The 18,177-nt window shown below is 68.2% G+C and carries 11 protein-coding genes; 9 read left to right on the forward strand and 2 right to left on the reverse strand.

The features are described from left to right. Nucleotides 1–121: 121 nt before the first annotated feature. Nucleotides 122–1,237 carry a HEAT repeat domain-containing protein gene (locus tag Pla123a_RS12305; protein WP_146587327.1) on the forward strand — a complete coding sequence of 372 codons (1,116 nt, stop codon included), beginning with the start codon at nt 122–124 and terminating at the stop codon, nt 1,235–1,237. 116 nt (nt 1,238–1,353) lie between these two features. Here Pla123a_RS12305 and Pla123a_RS12310 read toward each other — a convergent pair whose 3' ends face one another. Next, complete coding sequence (locus tag Pla123a_RS12310) at nt 1,354–2,628, reverse strand: hypothetical protein (protein WP_146587328.1); 1,275 nt, start codon at nt 2,626–2,628, stop codon at nt 1,354–1,356. A 237-nt stretch (nt 2,629–2,865) separates the two neighbouring features. Here Pla123a_RS12310 and Pla123a_RS12315 point away from each other — a divergent pair, with 237 nt between their 5' ends. Beyond that, the gene (locus Pla123a_RS12315) at nt 2,866–4,647 is read left to right on the forward strand and encodes a serine/threonine-protein kinase (protein ID WP_197527906.1); all 1,782 of its coding nucleotides are present in this window, start codon (nt 2,866–2,868) and stop codon (nt 4,645–4,647) included. 82 nt (nt 4,648–4,729) lie between these two features. After that, on the forward strand, nt 4,730–6,031 hold the full coding sequence (gene hemL / locus Pla123a_RS12320; RefSeq protein WP_146587332.1) for a glutamate-1-semialdehyde 2,1-aminomutase: 1,302 nt from the start codon (nt 4,730–4,732) through the stop codon (nt 6,029–6,031). Nucleotides 6,032–6,054: 23 nt separating this feature from the next. Here hemL and tsaB read toward each other — a convergent pair whose 3' ends face one another. After that, nucleotides 6,055–6,756: a tRNA (adenosine(37)-N6)-threonylcarbamoyltransferase complex dimerization subunit type 1 TsaB gene (gene tsaB, locus Pla123a_RS24635; protein WP_197527907.1), complete on the reverse strand. Its 702-nt coding sequence runs from the start codon at nt 6,754–6,756 to the stop codon at nt 6,055–6,057. Between the two features lie 282 nt (nt 6,757–7,038). Between tsaB and Pla123a_RS12330 the strand changes: the two genes are divergently transcribed. The 6 genes from Pla123a_RS12330 (at nt 7,039) to Pla123a_RS24640 (ending at nt 18,016) form a co-directional block, all read left to right on the forward strand. Beyond that, nucleotides 7,039–7,815 carry a metallophosphoesterase family protein gene (locus Pla123a_RS12330; protein WP_146587336.1) on the forward strand — a complete coding sequence of 259 codons (777 nt, stop codon included), beginning with the start codon at nt 7,039–7,041 and terminating at the stop codon, nt 7,813–7,815. Nucleotides 7,816–7,935: 120 nt separating this feature from the next. Beyond that, nucleotides 7,936–10,368 (forward strand): membrane protein insertase YidC, encoded by a 2,433-nt coding sequence (gene yidC, locus Pla123a_RS12335; RefSeq protein ID WP_146587338.1) that lies wholly within the window; start codon nt 7,936–7,938, stop codon nt 10,366–10,368. A gap of 670 nt (nt 10,369–11,038) precedes the next feature. Beyond that, nucleotides 11,039–13,768, forward strand: a complete 2,730-nt coding sequence (locus Pla123a_RS12340) for an SHD1 domain-containing protein (protein ID WP_197527908.1) — start codon at nt 11,039–11,041, stop codon at nt 13,766–13,768. 293 nt (nt 13,769–14,061) lie between these two features. Then, a complete protein-coding gene (locus Pla123a_RS12345) occupies nt 14,062–15,444 on the forward strand; it encodes a tRNA modification GTPase (RefSeq protein ID WP_146587342.1) in 1,383 nt (460 codons plus the stop codon). Nucleotides 15,445–15,601: 157 nt separating this feature from the next. Next, on the forward strand, nt 15,602–16,906 hold the full coding sequence (locus tag Pla123a_RS12350; protein WP_146587344.1) for a M28 family peptidase: 1,305 nt from the start codon (nt 15,602–15,604) through the stop codon (nt 16,904–16,906). Nucleotides 16,907–17,128: 222 nt separating this feature from the next. Next, nucleotides 17,129–18,016, forward strand: coding sequence for a hypothetical protein (locus Pla123a_RS24640; RefSeq protein WP_197527909.1), 888 nt, complete (start codon nt 17,129–17,131; stop codon nt 18,014–18,016). Nucleotides 18,017–18,177: the final 161 nt, after the last annotated feature.

The raw sequence follows: 18,177 nt of genomic DNA on the forward strand, positions 1-18,177 counted from the left end.
GTTCCGCCAAGCAGTGCTGGCAGCCAACGCCAACCGCGTGAAACGCCCGGCCTTGCTATTGCTCTGATCCGGTTGGCCCAGCAGAATGCGGCCGAATCTTTTTCGACCCGGCGAGTAATCAATGAGCGAACAACGCCCCCCATCGAAGCTCCCCCGCCTGGCAGTGCTAGCGTGCGGCGTCCTGATGGTGTTGGCCGGCTGGGAGGTGAGCCGCCGGTTCGTGGCTCACGGCATTGCCACCCGGGCAGAATGCAACCCGTCAAACTCCCGCGCCGCGATTAGCGAGCTAGCACAGCTCGGCCCCAGCGCCGTGCCGGCCCTGCTCGACGCGGCTGTCAGCGACGACCGCGAGGTAGCGGTCCCGGCGCGGGCCCAGGTTGAGGCCCTGCTGGACGACTGGGCCTACAGCCGACCCGCGGCGTTCGAGGACCGGTGCCTGGCGCTGATCGAGGGGGTCGCCGACCGCGAGCCGCAGCTGACGCCGTCGGGACGCGTCTGGGCCCGCCGGCTGGGCGACCACGCCTTACGAAAGCTGAACGCCTCGCGCTCGTCGGGCGACGGCTACCTGATCATGGCGGTCGAACGGCTCTACGCCCTGGCCGACCAGCCCCCCCAGTACATCGACCAGCCGCTGCGGGTGCGGCGGATCAGCCCGGTCGAGATCGCCCAATCGCCGGGGGGCGCCCTACAGCCTGCCCCGGCATTTAAGGCCCCAATAGCGCCGCCCAAGCCGCTGGTCGCTGCCGCCGCACCGGAGTCACCCTCGCTGCCCGATCCGCGACCCATCGAGGCCGCGCCTGCCGCCCCGATCTCGCCGGTCGAGCAGCCGATCGCCAGGGGCCCTGCCCCACTCGACTGGCGTGAGCCGACCCCCGACCCCAGCGAAGCCGCCGAACCGCAGCGGCTGCCCTCCGACACAACCGCCGACGGACCCATTGGCAACGTTGCTGCGACACCCCCTGGCCTGCCAACCGAGGTGACCTCGCTCCTCGAGGGGACGCCGGTCGATCGTCTGCGGCTCGTCGAGCAGCTGCTCACCGGCCGCCACGAGAACGCGGCGGAGATCCTGCTCCGCCTGGCGCGAGACCCGGAGCCCAAGGTCAGGCTGTCGGCGATCTCGGCGCTTGGCTCCTCGACGAACCCGCAGCTGACCGAGGCGGCCTACCAGCTCGCCGTGCATGACGAAGACCCGAAGGTCTCGCGGCTGGCGACCGAGCTGCAGAAGCTGCTCCGGTAGCCGCTCGCTGCGTCAACGCGAACGGTGCACCGCGCCGCAGCAGCGTCGGGGCGCCCGCCTGCCAAACAAGACATGCGGCGAAAACGGGGGCCCCATTTCTAAGGCCTTCCCCGCTGCTACCGCACGGTCGAACCGAGCGACGCCACGCGCTGGGCAGTGACGTGCTGCTGCTGGTACTCCGGCATGAAGCCCTGCACGCCCTGCACGCCAACCCGCTGGCCGATGAGCGGCGCCAGGTTAAGGTCCGGGCTGGCAGTGATGAAGCTGACGATCTTGCCCTGCGAGTCGACCAGCGCGTACTGCGGGGCGTTGGGGCGTTTAGAGATCACCGGCCGCAGGGTGCCGATGGCGTCGTAGCCCGAAAGCGGCCCTACGCTGGGGGCGAGTGGCTCGATCTTAGGCGCCGTTCCATCGGCGACGGTCGCCTTGGTCAGCCCGACCTGCGGCGCCAGGCCGCGTGTCGATTTGTAGCGGTTGGCGATGCCGGCAAAGCGGTCGACCCGGGCGGCAAGTTCGCGGACCGCCTGTCGCTCGTTCTCATCGGCGGCCGCGGACAGCATCGCCGCGGCCTGCTGCTCGATCTCTTCGAACCGCCACAGCGTGGGGCGTTCGGCGACCTGGCGGGAGAGCTCAACCTCTAGGGCGGCGAGCCGTTGGGCAAAGCCGCCGCTCAGCTCGAGCGGCGCGGGACGCCGCGTGGCGTCGGCACTGGCGTCGGACCGGGCGACCGGTGGCAGCGGCTTGGCGCCAACGACATCTACCGCGGGCGCAGGGGCGTCGGACTCACTTGCTTGGCCGGTGTGCGCGGCGGCGCGGACCCACGAGTCGACGGGCCCCGTGTCGGTTTGGTCGGTGGGGCCAGCAACCTGCTCGCCCGGCGTGGGCCGGTCGAGGTCGGTGGGGGCGTGCCTCGCGAGATCCTCGCGGCGCACCCAGCGGAACTCACCCGACGGCGGCGCGATCTGCACCCAGTCGACGCCTTCGATCGCTTGCCGCGCAAGCACCCGGACCCGCTCGCCACGGTCGAGTCGCACGTGCACGGCGTCTCGCCGGTCGTGCAGCAGGCTGCCAACCCGGGCGGGCGTCTCGGCGCGGGTCACCTCGGCGGTGCCGTCGTCGAGCAGGCGCAGCGAACTGGCGGGCGCCCAACTGAAGCTGCCTTCCGGCGGCCTGATTGCGCAGAAACCGCCGGGGGTCTCTTCAAACACCTGCACAGAAGCGCCGCTGGGGAGCTCCGCGGTGTCGTAGTAGTGTGGCCCGGGCCCGGCGTAGACCACCGCCGCGTCGGCGTTAACCACGGCGTCGTAGGGGAATTCGCCCCCCAACGCAGCGGTCGACAGCAGCACGGCGGAGGCCGCCACGAGGGCGGTGGTGGTTGTGTTGGCCTGCATGGCGGTACCTGGGGCTTCTCCGGTGCTGTGGGGAGCCGGCGAAAGAATTCTCCTGATTACGGTGGGCTTGTAGGGGATCGGGCGGCGGTGCTCAAGATCAGCGGCGGGGCGCCCGGCTAGTGCTATCACCGCCTGGCCGCTTGCTGGTGGGTAGTTCGGCTCGCTGTTAGGATGGAAGCTAGCACGCCGATTGCGCTGCACGCGACCTTCCGCTCCTTCCTTACACGCCCGTTGTCTATGTCCGTACCGCAGCACCTCGGTCCCTACAAGATCGGAAAGCAGCTCGGCAAAGGCGGGATGGGCGCGGTCTTCGAGGCGATCAACGAGGACACCGGCGAACGCGTCGCGGTCAAGACGCTAGCAGCCGAGCTGGCCGGCGGCGAGGGCTTCCAGGAGCGGTTCCAGGCCGAGATCGAGTCGCTCCGCACGCTCCGCCACCCAAACATCGTCCGGCTGTACGGCTACGGCGAAGAGGACGGGACACACTTCTATTCGATGGAGCTGGTGCACGGCGTGAGCCTCGAGGAGGAACTCCGCCGCGGCCGCCGGTTCGACTGGCGAGAGGTGACCCGCATCGCGATCCAGGTCAGCCGGGCGCTGAAGCACGCCCACGACCACGGCATCATCCACCGCGACATCAAGCCGGCCAACATCCTGCTGGCGGGTGAGCAGGTCAAGCTGGCCGACTTTGGCATCGCACAGCTGTTCGGCGGCGCCAAGCTAACCACCGCCCGCGGCGTGGTCGGCACGGCCGACTTCATGTCGCCCGAGCAGGCCGCGTCCCGCCCGATCACCGACCGCTGCGACCAGTACAGCCTCGGCTGCGTGATGTACGCCCTGCTGGCCGGCCGCCCGCCGTTCCGCGCGAAAGGCCTGCCGGAGATGCTGCAGCTGCAGCGGTACGCCGACCCCGAACCGGTCACCCGCTTCGCGCCCGACACGCCCAAGCAGCTCGAGCGGGTAGTCACGCAGCTGCTCGAGAAGTCGCCCAAGGACCGCTTCCCCAACGCGCTGGCGCTGGCCAAGCACCTCGAGGCGATGAGCCTCGCGATGTCCAGGCCGGTTCAGCCCGACTCCGATTTTCAACTCGCCAATGAGGAGGAGCACCCCCGCGACCCGTCCGAGCTCTCCGAAACGCCCGCGGTGTCGAGCGAGTTCGACTCGTCCGACCTGCACGACTACGAGACCCTCGCGCCGCCCACGGTCGGGCCGGCCGAGGTGTCGCTGGCGATGCGTCCCTCGACAATCGACCTGCCGCCCGCGACGCCGGCCGAGCGCGAGCGCCGGTTCACCGCGGTCGCCGATGAGCCGCTGCTGACCCGCGCCGAGAACCGGGCCCTCTGGCAACTCGTGCTGCAAGGGGTGCTGCTCGCCACGCTGCTGCTCGGGGCCCTGGGGCTGGTGACTTGGTTGGCGTGGCCCCCTTCGGCCGACGAGGTCTACGGTCGCATCACCGCGGCCGCCGACCAGGGCGACCAGGCGCTGTTGGGCGTCGAACGCGACATCAGCCGTTTCCTCGAGCGGTTCCCGGACGACCCGCGGGCGGCCGAGCTCGAGCCGCTGCAGGAACAGCTCGCCTTCGCCCACACCGAACGACGCATGTTCGCCAAGCTGCGGCTCCGCGAGGCGAGCGACGCGCCGATCGAGTCGCTCTACCTGCAGGCCATGCGCAGGGCCAACGACCAGCCCGAGCACGCCCTCCGCGACCTGCAGGCGATCATCGGCCTTCTCAAGCACGCCGAATCCGACGCCGCTCAAGGAGAAGATTCGCGGGCGCTGCTGCAGCTCGTCGAGGAGCAGGCCCGGCGGCTGGAGCGTCGTGTCGAGCGGCGCTCGAAGTCGCAGCTCCCGTTTCTCGAAGAGCGGCTCTCGACCGCCGAGGCGTTGGCCAGCGACGCGCCGTCTGAGGCCGCCGACATCTGCCGTTCGATCCTGCAGCTGTACGGCGAGCTCGACTGGGCCGAGCCCGCGGTCGGCCGCGCGCGGGCGCTGCTGTCCGAAGTCGAGCCGAAGCAGTAAAATCGCCGGTTCGGACGCGCCGCGCAAGTCGCCGCTGCGTTGCCCGCCCCTGTTTTTTCTTACTGACCGGTCTGACGCCGCCATGACGAACCTCAACCTCGCCGCCAGCCACGATGCCTTTGCCCGCGCCAAGCAGCTCATGCCGGGCGGCGTGAACAGCCCGGCTCGAGCCTTCGGCGCCGTCGGCGGCGAGCCGGTGTTCATCGCCAGCGCCAAGGGCGCCCAGCTCTTCGACATCGACGGCAACGCCTACCTCGACTACGTCGGCTCGTGGGGCCCGATGATCCTCGGCCACGCGTACCCGCCGGTCGTCGACGCGGTGCGGTCCGCGGCCGTCGGCGGCACGAGCTTCGGCGCGCCGACCGTCGGCGAGAACGAGCTCGCCTCGCTGATCATCGAGTGTGTCCCCAGTGTCGAGCGGGTGCGGCTGGTCAACTCAGGCACCGAGGCCACCATGAGCGCCCTGCGCCTCGCCCGCGGCTTCACGGGCCGCCCACTGGTGGTCAAGTTCGCCGGCAACTACCACGGCCACGTCGACAGCCTGCTGGTCGCCGCGGGCAGCGCCGCGGCGACGCTCGGCGCCCCCAACTCGCCCGGCGTGACGCCGCGCGCGGCGGCCGACACGCTGGTCCTCCCCTACAACGACCCCGCGGCGCTCGTTGCCGTCTTCGCCGAGCACGGCCCGCAGATCGCCGCGGTGATCTTCGAGCCGGTCTGCGGCAACATGGGGGTAGTGGTTCCGACCAAAGAGTTCCGCGACGCCCTCGCCACGCAGACCAAGCAGCACGGCGCCCTCTTGATCTGCGACGAGGTCATGACCGGCTTCCGGCTGTCGCTCGGCGGAGCGCAGCAGCTGCTCGGCATCACGCCCGACCTCACCACGCTCGGCAAGATCGTCGGCGGCGGCCTGCCGGTCGGCGCCTACGGCGGCCGGTCCGACGTCATGGCCCACGTGCTGCCCGAGGGCAAGGTGTTCCAGGCCGGCACGCTGAGCGGCAACCCCCTGGCGACCGCCGCCGGCGCGACCACCCTCCGCACGCTCCGCGACGAGCCCCCCTACGCGCGGCTCGACGCGCTCGGCGAGCAGCTCCAGACCGGGCTCGACCAGGCCGCGACCGCAGTCGGCCTGCCGCACCACGTGGCGCGGGTCGGCAGCATGGTCACGCTGTTCTTTGTCGACGAGGAAGTCACGTCCTGGGACGTGGCCGCCAGGTGCGACACCGCCTTGTTCGCCAAGTACTTCTGGGCGATGCTCCGCCGCGGCGTCTACCTGCCGTGCAGCCAGTACGAGGCGCTCTTCATCTCAGCCGCCCACACCGAGTCCGACATCCAGCGGACCATCGACGCCGCCCGCGAGTCGCTGGCCGAAGTCGCGGGCGGCTGAGCCAAACGGCAAGGCGATGGAAATCAGCCGGCCGCTTGGCTCTGACGTTTCTCTTCTGCCGCCCGTTTTTCCTCTGCCGCACTGGGCCGGAAGTACTTGGGCGTGACATCGACCGGGTCGGTAGTCTGGCCCGCCTCAACCGCTTTGGCCGCCAGCCGGCCGATCGTTTCGGCGGTTGGGGCCCAAGACTCCTCGGCCGCCGGCGAAACCCCTTCAGGAAGCCGCGCGACGAGCTTCGCCAGCGCCGGCCCGGCAACCCACTCGCCGGGCTTTAGGCCGGCCAGCCAGTCGGCCTGCGGGACGATCTCGACCGGGCCAAGCTCGCCTGTCGCGTCGACCCTGGCGGCGAACAGCTCGCTCCGCTGCGCGTCCATCACCACCCAACCAGCCTGCCCCGGCTCCGCCGCCTGCGCGGCAATGGCCCGCAGCGTGTTGACCTCTACTACCCGACAACCGGCCGCGTAGGCCAGGAGCTTGGCGGTCGTGACCCCGATCCTCAGCCCGGTGAACGAGCCGGGCCCCGAGGAGACCGCCACGGCGTCGAGGTCGATGGCCCGCCAGCCGGTTTTCTGCAGCAACTCGGCCAGGCAGGGGGCCAGGGTCTGGGCCGAGCGGCTGCCCGCCGGCAGGCGCAACCCCACGGCCATATCACCGCTATCGGTGCCCCGGGCGAGTGCAAACAACGACCCAATCCGTTCAGACGTCTCGATGGCGATCAATTTCACGCGATTGGACTCTCTTGGCGCCCCGGCGGCCGCCTTGACCGAAGTAACTAGTGAATCTAGGCTTAAGGGCTCTTGTATCGTTTCAGCACGGCAAGCCGGCGACCTCGGCGAGGACGCCCCGGCAAGCCAACCGGTCGGTATTCTGCGTGACCTCCCTGCAGTCGCACCCCCACCAGCACTTTCCTGGTTGGGGCGGCGTCCCGCGGGGCGGCGGGCCCTGGTCGACCGGACGAACGAGTCCAATTTGATCGAGAACCGCCCGTTGCGAAAGGCGCCGAGGCTTTGAGACGCGCAATCATCAGCGACATCCACGGGAACCTCGAAGCGCTCACCACCGTGCTCGAGCACATCGGGCAGCAGAAAGTCGACGAGATCTTCTGCCTGGGCGACATCATTGGATACGGGCCGAACCCGTGCCAGTGCCTGGACCTGGTGATGAAGCAGACCAAGGTCTGCCTGCTCGGCAACCACGATCAGGCGGCGTTGTTCGACCCCGAGGGCTTCAACAGCGGCGCCGAGCGGGCCATCTTCTGGACCCGCGACCAGCTGGAGAACGGCGCCGGCACGCGGGCCGACATCGACGCCCGCTGGGACTTCCTGGGCGGCCTGCCCCGCACGCACCGTGACGGCCGCTGGCTGTTTGTGCACGGCTCGGCCCGCAACCCGGTGAACGAGTACGTCTTCCCCGAGGACATCTACAACCAGAAGAAGATGGAAAAGCTGTTCAGCCTGATCGACAAGGCGAGCTTCCAGGGGCACACCCACGTGCCCGGCGTCTTCACCGAGAGCCGCACCTTCCTCACCCCGGAAGAGACCGAGTTCAAGTACACGGTCGGCGAGCAGAAGTTCATGGTCAACGTCGGCTCGGTGGGGCAGCCGCGTGACGGCGACCCCCGCTCGTGCTACGTGATCCTCGAGTACGACTCGGCCGACGTCGCCGGCCCGGCGACTGTCACCTTCAACCGCGTCGACTACGACCGCGGCGCCACGGCCGACAAGATCTACAACATCCCCGACCTGGACAACTTCCTCGGGGACCGCATCAAGCAAGGACGCTGATTGCCCCGCCCTCGCTTTCCCTATAGGCGGCGGGCGCCGGACGCGTGTCGCCCCGCTGGGGCTTGGCCCCCTGCCCCGCCGTGCCACTCTCTCACCCCACCCTAGCGTTAGTACCCCACTATGAGGCGGAGCCCCGCAGACCCCCGCCAGCCGCAGGACCAGCGGCTGTTTATCTTCTTGTTGCTCGCGGCGTCGATCGCGATGTTCTGGAGCTCGATGAACCCGCAGCCGCCGGTTCAGCCCGCTGACCAGGCCGCGGCCGAACAAGGCGACGACGCCCAAGCGGAAGGCAATCAGGCGGACAGCGCTCCCGCGCCCGACCGCTCGCCGGGCGACCCCGCCACCGCAGCCGACGCGGAGGGCGACGATCAAGCCGCTGGCGACGCCGAAGGATCGGCCCCCGAGGTCGAGGAAGTCCCGCTGGCCGAACCGCAGAATGTGCTGCTCGGCTCGGCTTCGGCCGAGGGGCCGTACCGGATGCTGATGACCCTCACCAACGAGGGCGCCGCGATCCGCCGGATTGTGCTCTCGTCGGACGAGATCACGGAGATCGACAACCACCACGGCAGCCTCGGCGTCCAGGACTTCTCCGACGTCGCAGGCGGTGTGCGGCTGGATGTCGTGGGCCCCGGCACGGTCGCCCACCAGGCCGGCCTGCGCTCGGGCGATGTGGTCGTAGGCAGCGGCGACTCCAAAGCAGGCAAGTTTGCCACCGCGGCCGAGCTGCTGGCGCTGCTCGAGAAGACCAAGCCGGGCGACAAACTTACGCTGCAGGTCGCGGGCGACGAGCCGCGGACCGTCGAGGCGACCCTCGGCCGGCCGCCGCTCGAACTGGTCCGCCCCGAGCGGGAGAACATCCTGCTGCACCAGGACAAGCTCCCCGCGGAATACGAAGACGTCCCCTCGCTGCTGGTGCAGCTGGTCAGCGTCAACGACCAGGCCGCCAAGAACGCCGCACTGATCGCCGCCAACGAGCGGCTGAAATCCGGCGGCTGGACCGTCAGCAACCAGGACGCGGCCTCGACCACGTTCACGATGCGGCTGGCGGACCTCGGCCTGGAGGTCGCCAAGACCTTCACGCTCGCCGAGGTCCCGTCGGACAAGATCGACGACGTTAACTACCGTGGCTACCACTTCGATTTCTCCATTGAGGTCCGCAACCTCCGCGACACGCCGCAGGAGGTGGTCTACGAACTGCAGGGCCCCAACGGACTGCCGATCGAGGGCTACTGGTACGCCAACAAAATCGGCCGCAACGCCAGCGGCGGCGGCGCCTGGGGAGCGGTCGGCCTGCGGGACGTCATCACCCGGTTCGAGGGGAGCCGGAACCTGCAGATGAGCCCCTCCGGCATTGTCGACGGCGACTACGAACGCTACGGCGACGGCTCGTCGCTGGCCTACATCGGCGTCGACGCCCAGTACTTCTCGATGATGCTGATCCCCCAGAAGCAGAGCCTCGAAGAGATCTGGTTCGACTACGCCAACACCAAGCTCGCCACGCCCGAGCTCGGCAAGCGGGCCCGCGTCACGCTCAACAACCCAACGTTCACCCTTACCCGCACGCCGGTGGTCTTGGCCGCCGCCGGCGACGACCCGGGCGAAGGAACCAGCCGGACCGACACGTTCACGGTCTTCGCCGGCCCCAAACGCCCCGACCTGCTGGCCCAGTACCAGCCCGCCGACGCCGACACCTACACGCTGCAGGGCACGCTCTACTACGGCTGGTTCGACCCGGTCGCCCGGCTGATGCTCGCCATCCTCCACACCTTCTACGCCGTGGTCCGCAACTACGGCGTGTCGATCGTGCTGCTCACGGTCCTGGTCCGGCTCTGCATGTTCCCCATCAGCCGCAAGCAGGCGACCAACATGGTGAAGATGCAAGAGCTCAAGCCCGAGATCGACCGCATCGCCGAAAAGTACAAGGACGACATGCCGAAGCGGACGCAGGCCCAACAGGAGCTGTTCCGCAAGCACAACTTCCACCCCATGGGCGGCTGCCTGCCCATGTTCTTCCAGCTGCCGATCTTCCTCGGCCTGTACCGCGCATTGGCCGTCGACGTGGAGCTCCGCGAGGCGTCGCTCCTTGGCGACTGGACCCGCTTCTGCTCCAACCTGGCCGCGCCCGACATGTTCTTCGACTGGTCCGCCTGGATGCCCCAGTGGGTCAACAACGGCTTCCTGCCGAGCTTTATGGGCATCTTCGCGGTCGGCCCGTACTTCAACCTGCTGCCCGTGGTGACCGTCTGCCTGTTCCTCTTGCAGCAGAAGCTGTTTATGCCCGAGGCGACCACCGAGCAGGCCATCCTGCAGCAGAAGATGATGAAGTACATGATGGGCTTCATGGGCCTGATGTTCTTCAAAGTCCCCAGCGGGCTGTGCATCTACTTCATCACCTCGAGCCTGTGGGGCATCGCCGAGCGGAAGCTGGTTCCGCCCCCCAAGCCGGCTGAAAACCCCGCGGCCTTCTCCAAGCCCGACCCGCCGAAGCGTCTGTCTAACGCCGGCGGCGGCGGGACGAAGAAGAAGTCGAACAACAAGAAGAAGAAACGCTAGGCTACTCCTCGGTGCCCGCGACGCGTGAGCCGGCCGACTTTTGCCCCTGCTGACTTTTGTCCCCAAATCCGACACCGATTCCTAAGGACAAAAGTCGGGCCCCATCGCCGGCCCCAAGGGCCGTTTCACACTGCTATAGAAGCCTCGGCGATTTCCACCTCCGTTAGCGAGGTCCGACTTTTGTCCGATCGTGCGCGCTAGCGCAGACAAAAGTCCGTCCCGCTGGCGACCCCGCCCCAGCAACCGGCGGCGGAAGCCGTCGGGATTGCGGATCGCCAGCGGGACCGCATCGGTCTATTGGGAGCCCTAGCAGCCCCTCTATTGGACCACGCTCAGCGGCTAACTTCGACAAAGAATTGCCGGACGTGGAACATTTTGACCACGTAGGTCTTCAGCAAACTTGACTATCGGTCAAGCCGGTAATCCGACGAGCCGCCGTGGGCTGGGGAGGTGCCGCGAGGCCCTGAGCGAAGCCGTCGTGGAGCGCACGCCTTCTCAACGCAGAGTCGCCGTAGAGAATCGATCAACGAGACGCTGACAGAGGGCGTCGACCAACGATTCTCCGTAGGTCCGACGCCCAAGTTCATTGCGGCCGTGCGTACGCCGGATTACCATCAAGGTCGCCCCCGTAGCGTTCTCTTCCGACGCGATTCAAGCAATGAGTGATGCGATGCCTGCGCGAATTTGCTTACTTCTTGCCCTCGTTCTCTGGCATGGACTCGCCTCGTCCGGATACGGTCAAGAGAAAGCCGTCTTAATCGAGATCACCAACTTCCGTGCGATCAACAAGGTTGGCGCCAGGAGCCACGAGGAAGTTTCCAGGATGCTGCTGGAGGAGCTTGGGGAAAAAGAGTTGGCGGGAGATGTCTTCCGTATCGACTTTGACCGCAAGTCGTCTCCGCCTACGGCAATTGACATGGTAAGGACCCTGCTGGAGGTGGCCTCCCCGACCCCGATTCGGCGCTACGCACATTCGAACCAGCGGATGCGGATCGAGCCGATAGAAGACTTTGACGCCTTCTGCGACGCCATAGATTTCGGCAAGATCCTAGCCAAGGACGACGACCAACGGTTCATCCGACTGCGGGTGGACCCCGCGGCGCTCACGCCGGCCGAGGTGCACCGCCGCGCGCGTGAAGCAGGGAAGTCGAATGTCGTCGAGTTCGATGAGAAGCCGGCTGGGCCTCGGGTAGATCCTCCGATTGGCAATCCCCCGACCAATATCGCCGCCTCCCCCATCAACCCCGATGGCTTCTCCCTCGAAGACCCCGTGGAGTGCCAGTTCAACGGCGTCTGGGTCAGGGGGGTGATGGTTGCGGAGGAAGCGTTCGACACCCCGATTGTGCGATTCGATCAGCCGATGGATTTCTTGCCAGCCCTAACGAGCAAACGGTTCGCCCGAGTGCTCCGGGAGACGCCGGCCGTTATCCTGCCGGTAGATCCTGCCCGGCTGCGTCCCTCTTCGGGGTCGAACGCCCCGGTCGCTACCCGCACCTGGACCGACAAGACCGGCCGCTTCAGCATCCAAGGTTCGCTCGTCACCGCCGACGAGCGGGAAGCAGTGATTCGTCGGGCCGATGGGCGGATCATCAACGTCCCGATCGAGAAGCTATCAGAGCAGGATCAGAGTTTTCTGAAATCGGGCGGCAAGCAGGATCCCGACAATCCATTCCAGGCGTCAGAACCGAGTGTCGCTGCGGGGCCGCTGCGTCCCAACGTCAGAGACGCGGTGAAGGCGCTCCGCAACGAGCAATGGGATTTCGAACCCACGCCATGGAACGGCGGTTCAAGACTGGGGGAGGCGCACCGCACTCGACTCCCCGCTACCCCGCAGGCGAGCCACGCCCTCCACACGCAGGGGAGTTTCTTCCATTCGGACTCCACGGGGCTGGTCGCGATTCAGAGACTCACCGGCGTGCGTGGCGGCAAGAACCGCTGGGTCTTGGACATCATCGCGCCGGAAAAGGCCGAGGTCGTCGCCACCGTGCCGGCGCCGGTAAACTCAACGTTTGCGGACGTACTGCTCGCCGACTCTCTAGCCCTCATACAGCAGGACCGCTTTGGCGCGTTCGACCCGGCGGAGCTCTTTGTCCAACGCATCGTAGGCGACACCTTGCATCACGCTGCGAGCTGGCGACCCTACGGCAAAGGCGTGCACGGCCCCATCGAGTCGGACGTCGAGGGGTCTTGGTTTATTGACCCCAAGCGTGTCATGACGATGGGACGCGAGAACCACCCGCTGGTGGTCTGGGATTGGGAGAGCGCGTCAGCAGAACGCATCTTTACGGTCGGACCGTCGTTTGGCGCGCGCAGCCGTCCGGCACTCGACGCCAGGCGACAGCTCTTCGCGTACAACACGACGTTCGGGATCTCCGTCATCGACCTCAAGAACAACCGCTACGCAGGCGACCTAGTGATCCCCCCCGACTGCTACAGCGGCATCGACGCGATCGCAATCAAAGACGATCAGCGACGCCTGGCCGCCACGGCCATGGGCAGCGTCCTGGTGTGGGACCTGTCGACCGGCGAGCAGGTGCGTCGGTTAACGCGGCCGGAAGTCCACATGACCAAGTCAATCGAGTGGGTTGGGGAGTTCTTGCTTGTCGACGGCAGGTACCTCTACGACGTCGAACGAGCTGTGCTGCTGTGGGAGTTCCAACCAGGCTTGGCCGATCGCGACGGGGCTGTTTCGGTCGCCGGCAGCAGACTCTGGTACTTCCCAGGAAGCGGCGCCCGCAACCGGGACCCGTTCATCGATTCGATTGAGCTGCCGCGTCCCGCGATTGTCGCCGCCGCCGAACGCCTCGGTTCAGCCGACGATCTCATGGTCTACCGGAAGGGCGATCCGATCGAACTCGCGGTTGATATCCCGCCAGAGGTCGAAGGCGGCGACGACGTCCGTAGCGCGATGGAGCAGTCGATCCGCGCCGCCGGCCTCGAGCTCCGGGAGCGAGCCGATACCGTCATCATTGTCGCTTGCGAGCCCCAGCCGCAGCGAACGCTGCATGTCATCGTTGAGAGGAGCCGGAGGGATCAGGCCTCCATCTATATCCTCGACGACGCCCAGTACGACATGCGGCAGCGGATGAGCAGCTCCGACGAACAGATCCTCGACTTCGATGTCGTCTTGTACAATATGAAGATCAGCATCGTGCACAACGGCGAGACGCTCTACACCAACACAATGGGCACGGCGCTTACGGGGCGATCGGTCCTACGGGACGGCGAAACCGTAGAAGAGTCGGTCCGGCGCCGTGCGAAACCTTATCTCAAATGGATCAACTCTTTCTCGGTCCCGTCCTCGATCGCCCGGCCGGGCACGGCGACAAAGAACGGTGCGTACGGCTACACGAGAAGTTCTGTCAACGGCCAACTGGACGACTACTCGGTCTTCGAGTAGCCTCGGCGGCGAGCACGACGGGACGCTCGACGCGGGCGACTGGCGAATGGGACACTACGCCGCCCATACAGCGACGCCAACCGAGGAACGGCCGGGTTCCGACCTCACAGTCTCGCCGTCAGCGGCTCATTCACCGCTAGCGCATCGATTGGGCATGGAAAGCCACCACCGGCGCCGCCACGCCCTTGCAGGGGCGTGCCACCCGCAGGGCCCTTCGCTCTCTTCGTTGCCTTCTGTTCCCTCGCCGGTCGGTATAGAACAGAAGGCAGCGAAGAGAACAGAGACCGCCTGCCATGCTTCCCGATGAAACCGACACCATCGCCGCGATCGCCAGCGCCCGGGGGGCGGCTGCGCGGGGGGTGATCCGGGTGGCGGGGCCGGATGCGGTCCGTGTTGTGGCGGGGCGGCTGGATGAGGACTCGGCGGGCAGGCTGACAGCCGCGCGGCGGCCGGTGCTGATCGAGGGCGGGCGGCTGCGGCTGGAGCTGGCCGGCGTCGACCGCACGGCAGCCGCGGACCTCTACGTCTGGCCCGACCAACGCAGCTACGTGCGGCAGCCGTCGGTTGAGCTGCACCTGCCGGGGTCGCCGCCGCTCTTGGAAGCGGCGCTGCGGTCGCTGACCGAGGGCGGGGCGCGACTCGCGCAGCCGGGCGAGTTCACGCTGCGGGCGGTGCTCAGCGGGCGGATCGACCTCACCCAGGCCGAGGCCGTGCTCGGCGTGATCGATGCCCGGGGCGACGCCGACCTGGCGACCGCGCTGCGGCAGCTGGCGGGCGGGCTGGCCGGGCCGCTGGGGGCCGTGCGGGAGGACCTGTTGTCGCTGCTAGCCGACATCGAGGCGGGCCTCGACTTTGTCGACGAGGAGGACGTCGTGTTCATCGAGCCGGAGGAGACGCTCCGCCGCTTGGGCGAGGCCCAGCAGCACGTCGCCGCCGCGGCCCGCCAGGCCAGTGACCGCGACGCCGCCGGCGAGCTGCCGACGGTCGTCATCGCCGGCCCGCCGAACGCCGGCAAGAGCACGCTGCTCAACGCGCTCGACCAGTTGGCGGGCGTCGACCAGTCGGCCGTGCCGGCGCTCGTGTCCGAGCAAGCCGGCTCGACCCGCGACCGCGTGAGCCGCGTGTTGTCCGTTGGCGGGGTCCGCTTCGAGCTGACCGACACCGCCGGCGAGACCGCAGCGGTAGACGAAACCTCCCTCGACTCCGCCGCCCAATGCGAGCGTGCCCGATCGGTCGAGCACGCGTTGGTGGTGCTCCGCTGCCGGCCGGCTGATGCGGCATCGCCCTCCCCTGCCCGGGCCGCTGTCGCCGGTCAAGAAACCATCGAGCTGCAAACCAAGTCTGACCTGACCGACGCCGCCCCCCCAGCGGGCGTGCTGGCCGTCAGCGCGAGCCGCGGCGACGGGCTGGACGCGTTGCTGAACCAAATTACCGCGGCCGTTACCGAGCTAGCCGGCGGCGAGATGGTGGCCTCGACCGCCAACCGCTGCCGCGAGGCGCTGCGTGAGACCGAGCACGCACTAGGCCGGGCGGCAGAGCTCGTTTCGGCCGGGGCCGACGACCTCGTGGCCCTCGAGCTGCGGACCGCCCTGGCGGGCCTGGGCCGTGTGCTAGGCGACGCCGACAACGACGAAGTGCTCGACCGCATCTTCAGCCGGTTCTGCATCGGGAAGTAGTCCGGGTGTGCCGGTTGTAGGGCCCCCGAAGCGGCCGGGCGGCAAGTAAAACCGATCCTAGCGGAGGTAGCGGCGGCCGACGGGCCGATACTCCCGCAGATGGCGACCACGCGGCCCCCGCGTGCGTCGTCCTGGCCACGACCCCGAGGACGATCCGGTGCCCCTCACCCCCCGGACCCTGCTGGCGACCCTGGTCGCATTGCCCGCCGTGTTTGTCTCGCCCCCGGCGGCGCACGCCGAGGAGCACGCCAAGATGGCGGCGTTGGCCTCGATCCGCGCGGAGGACGCGCTGGCGCACCTCGAGGTCCTGGCTTCCGACGCCCTGGAGGGCCGCCGCGGCGGCTCCCGCGGTGGCCGGGCGGCCGCCGCCTACCTGGTCAAGCAGCTGCAGGAGATGGGCTGGCAGGGGGGCGGGACCGAGGACGATTACTACCAGCCGTTCAGCGGCGGCCGCCGCAACGTGCTGGCGGTCTGGCCCGGCTCGGACGACCAACTCAAGCACGAGCACATCGTCATCGGCGCCCACTACGACCATGTTGGCTACGGCGACCGCCGCACCAGCTTTGGGCCGATCGGCTACATCCACAACGGCGCCGACGACAACGCCAGCGGCGTGTCGGCCGTGCTGGAGTTTGCCCAGGCGGTGGCGCTGCACGAGATCGAGCCGAAGCGGTCGCTGATCATCGCGTTCTGGGACGCCGAGGAGCTTGGCCTATTGGGGAGCCAGCACTGGTGCAACCGCCCCACCGTGCCGCTGGAGTCGGTGCCGCTGTCGATCAATATCGACATGGTCGGGCGGATGCGGGAGGGCCGGCTCGAGGTGAGCTGCACCCGCAGCGGCGCGGGCCTGCGGCGGCTGGCGAGCGTCGCGGCGGACGATGGCGTGTGGCTCGACTTCACCTGGGAGCTGGAGAACAACAGTGACCACTGGAACTTCCTGCAGCGGCGGGTCCCCACGCTGATGCTGCACACCGGCCTGCACGACGACTACCACCGCCCGAGCGACGACGTTAGCCTGATCAACACCGACGGCGTGCGGCTGACATCGCGGTACCTGTTCGACCTGGCGCTGACCGCCGCCGACGCCGACGAGCTGCCGAAGTTCCGCTGGCAGGGGATGAACGAGGGCAAGTCGCTGCAGGCCCGGCGGCAGCGGCCGCTGCCGCCGCTGCCCGAGGGCGCGCCGGCGCCGCGGGTGGGGATCTCTTGGCGGGAGGACGACGGCGAGCCCGGCGCGGTTTTCCTGACGCGGGTAGCCGAGGGCACCCCGGCGTCCGAGGCCGGCTTGCAAGTGCACGACCGGATCCTCCATATCGACGGGCAGCCGTTCGCCAATTCGCGGCATTTCCAGGAGCTGCTCAACGAGCGGCTTGCCGAAGACGCCGAGGAGATCGCCCTGCAGATCGAGCGGCGGGGCCGCGTCGAGCACACGGTGATCAGTGGGATCTCGCCGGCCGGCTGAACCGCCCCGGCGGGCCCAGCCGCCGCGAATGACGCAAACCAGGGCCGCCCCGCGGCTTAGCGGTGAGCCGGGGCGGCATTTTCCCCCTGGATTGCTTGGTTTTGCCAGAGTGGCTGATTATGCTGGACAGAGGCGAGGGGGGCGTCCCCCTCGGTCCGCTCGCCGGAACTGCTGTCCTCCCACGTCGCGTCCGCGGCGTTTGCGTCACTCTGGAGTCCTGAAATGGTTTCCCGCCTGTTTGTTGCTGCGTTCTGCGTCGCTGGCCTGCTGACCCACAGCAGCTGCTGGGCAGCCGAGTCGGTCGCGACCGAAACCTCAGTCGCAGCCCCCTCCGCAATCGACCTGTTCGACGCGATGGACAGCGGCGACGTCGATGTGAAGTTCATCGCCAAGAGCGACCGCGAAGCCAAGGTGATCATCACCAACAAGACCAAGCAGCCGCTGGCGTTGAAGATGCCTGAGGCGTTTGCCGGCGTGCCGGTGCTGGCTCAGTTTGGCGGCGGTGGTGGTGGCGCTGGTGGCCTGGGCGGCGGCGGCGGTGGCGGCGGCAGCCAGTCGGTAGGCGGCGGCGGCGGCGGCGGCGGCCTGGGCGGCGGCGGTGGTGCGTTCAGCGTCCCGGCCGAAAAGACCGCCAAGCTGGAAGTCCCCGTGGTCTGCCTGGAGCACGGCAAACGCGACCCGACTTCTTCGAAGGCCTACGAGCTGCGTCGCGTCGAGGAAGTGGTCGACCGCCCCGAGGTGATCGAGCTGCTGACCGCCTTCGGCTCCGGCAAGCTGAACCACGGCGCCGTGCAGGCGTCGGTCTGGAACTTGAACAACGACCTCTCCTGGGGCGAGCTGTCCCAGAAGCTGACCGGCACGGTCCGCAGCTCCATCCGCGAGCCGTACTTCACCCGCCAGCAGATCTCCACGGCGATGGCCTACTCGCAGGAGGCCCAACGCCGGGCCGAGGCCCGCAAGGCCAGCGGCAGCAGCGAGCACTCGCTCGCCGGCAGCTACTCGGCCAGCGAGGACACCGTTGAGGTGGAGGAGGCCGAGACCGAGGAAGCTGAGGTCGAGGCCGAAGAGGCCGACGTCGAGGTCGAAGCGACCGAAGCCGAGCAGGCCTAGTACAGCCCACGGCGCCAGCCGTGGGGCAAACGGCCCAAACAAGCAGCAAAAGCCCTGAGGGAGCGCGATGCTCCCTCAGGGCTTCTTTGTTTGGGATGCCACGATCGGTCCCATGGCTGGCGCGATGGGCTACTGCGGGATGGCCCTTCTGACCATGGCTG

The sequence above is a fragment of the Posidoniimonas polymericola genome, from assembly GCF_007859935.1.
Taxonomy (GTDB): domain Bacteria; phylum Planctomycetota; class Planctomycetia; order Pirellulales; family Lacipirellulaceae; genus Posidoniimonas; species Posidoniimonas polymericola.

Excerpts from the sequence above, each read along its gene's own strand:
- Pla123a_RS12305 (WP_146587327.1), top strand. The coding sequence starts at position 122 with ATGAGCGAACAACGCCCCCCATCGAAGCTCCCCCGCCTGGCAGTGCTA.
- Pla123a_RS12310 (WP_146587328.1), bottom strand. The coding sequence starts at position 2,628 with ATGCAGGCCAACACAACCACCACCGCCCTCGTGGCGGCCTCCGCCGTG.
- Pla123a_RS12315 (WP_197527906.1), top strand. The coding sequence starts at position 2,866 with ATGTCCGTACCGCAGCACCTCGGTCCCTACAAGATCGGAAAGCAGCTC.
- hemL (WP_146587332.1), top strand. The coding sequence starts at position 4,730 with ATGACGAACCTCAACCTCGCCGCCAGCCACGATGCCTTTGCCCGCGCC.
- yidC (WP_146587338.1), top strand. The coding sequence starts at position 7,936 with ATGAGGCGGAGCCCCGCAGACCCCCGCCAGCCGCAGGACCAGCGGCTG.
- Pla123a_RS12340 (WP_197527908.1), top strand. The coding sequence starts at position 11,039 with ATGCCTGCGCGAATTTGCTTACTTCTTGCCCTCGTTCTCTGGCATGGA.
- Pla123a_RS12345 (WP_146587342.1), top strand. The coding sequence starts at position 14,062 with ATGCTTCCCGATGAAACCGACACCATCGCCGCGATCGCCAGCGCCCGG.
- Pla123a_RS24640 (WP_197527909.1), top strand. The coding sequence starts at position 17,129 with ATGGTTTCCCGCCTGTTTGTTGCTGCGTTCTGCGTCGCTGGCCTGCTG.